This is a genomic window from Salipiger sp., from assembly GCF_059781815.1.
Map to the genome: position 1 here is coordinate 1 of NZ_JBYNAH010000377.1, position 2,388 is coordinate 2,388.

Below are 2,388 nucleotides of genomic sequence, written 5' to 3' on the forward strand. Positions count from 1 at the left end.
GAAGACGTCAGGGGCGCGGAGCAACAAGCCGAACATTTTTCAAAGGCACTCATTTTCAGGCAGGATTTCTGCGCTATTGTTTACTTCATGGGCATTTTTAAAACATGTCTGTGCGGCGCCTGCGTCGCCCTCTGGGTCGCTTCCGCCGCGGTGGCCGCCCCGGCGCAGACCGCGGAGCGGGCGCGGGTCTTCGCCAGCTGCGCGGGCCGCCTTTCGGCCACCATCGAACATGCCTGGCTCACCAATCTCGGGGACAGCGCCGCCGAGCAGCGCCAGCGCCGCGGCTTCGAAGACCTGATCGCGGCCATCCTGCCCGATGCGCTTGCTGCCGGACTCGACGGGCCGCGCATCCTGCACCAGCGCATCGCGGCGAAATTCGCGCAGGCCCGGCTGCTGCAAACCGCGAGCTTCCACCGCGACACGCGGCGTGCCGCCCGCGCCCGCCGGCTGGCGGACCGCGAGATGGCGCGCTGCGCCGCGCTCCTGCCGCGCTAGAGCGGCGATTTTTGCCCCTTGCCAATCGCTTCGCAGAGCGCGAAACCTGTGGCCATGGCGCGCAATGACGACAACCCCGCAGATCCGTTCAAGAAGGCCCTGGCCGAGGCGACCAAGGTCATGGCCGACGATTCCGACCTGACGGTGAACTACACCGTCGATCCCTCCGGGGTCTCGGGCGACATCATGCGCCTGCCTCAGGTCAGCCGCCGCATGACCCGCGACGAGGTTCTGCTCGCCCGCGGCACCGCCGACGCGCTGGCGCTCTACCGCCGTTACCACGATGCCGGCACCCACGCCCGCTACGCGCCTCCGGGCGACATCGCGCGCGAGCTCTACGAGGCCATGGAGACCGCCCGTTGCGAGGCCATGGGCGCGCGCGACATGCCCGGCACCGCCGGCAATATCGACGCCAAGATCGGCCACGATGCGGCGCGCCGCGGCTATGGCCAGATCACCCAGCCCTCCGAGGCGCCGCTGCCGGTGGCCGCGGGCTACCTGATCCGCCATCTCGCCACCGGGCGCGACCTGCCCAAGGATGCCGATCACGTCATGCAGCTGTGGCGCGGCTTCATCGAGGAGCAGGCCGGCGGCACGCTGGAAGAGCTCGAGGACACCCTCGCTGACCAGGCCGCCTTTGCTCGCTTCGCACGCAAGATGATCACCGATCTCGGCTATGGCGATCAGCTCGGCGACGATCCGGACCAGATCGACGACGAGGATCAGGCCGAGGCCGAACCCGACGGCGCCGAAGAGGAACAGCCCGACAGCACCGGACAGGACGAGGATCAGCAGGACGAGGCCGAGGCCTCGCCCGAGCAGAGCCAGGACGAGACGCAGGACGCCTCCCAGGCGCAGGTCTCTGCCGACGACATGGCCGATCAGGAGATGGGCGAGGAAACCGAGATGCCCGAGGGCGAGGCGCCGATGGAGCCGCCCGCCCCCGCGCCGGTCTCGGAGGCGGACCCGCAATACAAGGTCTTCGACGGCAGCCATGACGAGGAGATCGCCGCCGAGGAGCTCGCCGAGGCGCAGGAGCTCGAACGGCTGCGCGCCTATCTCGACCAGCAACTCGAGCCGCTCAAGGGCGCCGTCTCGCGGCTGGCCAACAAGCTGCAGCGCCGCCTGCAGGCGCAGCAGAACCGCAGCTGGGAGTTCGACCTCGAGGAAGGCATCCTCGATGCTGGCCGTCTTGCCCGCGTGGTCGCCAACCCGACCACCCCGCTCAGCTTCAAGGTCGAGAAGGACACAGAGTTCCGTGACACCGTGGTGACCCTGCTGCTCGACAATTCCGGCTCGATGCGCGGCCGCCCGATCTCGATCGCGGCGATCTGCGCCGACGTTCTGGCGCGTACGCTCGAGCGCTGCTCGGTCAAGGTCGAGATCCTCGGCTTCACCACCCGCGCGTGGAAGGGCGGTCTCGCCCGCGAGAAATGGCTCAACGAGGGCCGCGAGCAACAGCCCGGCCGCCTCAACGACCTGCGCCACATCATCTACAAGCGCGCCGACGCGCCGTGGCGCCGGGTGCGCGACAATCTCGGCCTGATGATGAAAGAGGGTCTCCTGAAGGAGAACATCGACGGCGAGGCGCTGGAATGGGCGCATCGCCGCATGGCCGCCCGCCCCGAGGCGCGCAAGATCCTGATGGTGATCTCCGACGGCGCTCCGGTCGACGACTCGACGCTCTCGGTCAACCCGGCCAACTACCTCGAGAAGCACCTGCGCGACGTGATCGCCATGGTCGAGCGCAAGAAGCAGGTCGAGCTCCTGGCCATCGGCATCGGCCACGACGTGACCCGCTACTACGACCGCGCGGTGACGATCACCGACGTGGAGCACCTGGCCGGCGCCATGACCGAGCAGCTGGCGGGCCTGTTTGACAGCGATCCCCGC

At 68.6% G+C, this 2,388-nt stretch carries 2 protein-coding genes; both read left to right on the plus strand.

Translation table 11 applies throughout. The features are described from left to right. Nucleotides 1-87 precede the first annotated feature (87 nt). Nucleotides 88-495, plus strand: a complete 408-nt coding sequence (locus AC6RA4_RS24890; RefSeq protein ID WP_500164913.1) for a hypothetical protein — start codon at nt 88-90, stop codon at nt 493-495. 54 nt (nt 496-549) lie between these two features. Continuing rightward, on the plus strand, nt 550-2,388 hold a 1,839-nt coding region (cobT, locus tag AC6RA4_RS24895), incomplete at its 3' end, for a cobaltochelatase subunit CobT (protein ID WP_500164915.1).

Excerpts from the sequence above, each read along its gene's own strand:
- AC6RA4_RS24890 (WP_500164913.1), top strand. The coding sequence starts at position 88 with ATGGGCATTTTTAAAACATGTCTGTGCGGCGCCTGCGTCGCCCTCTGG.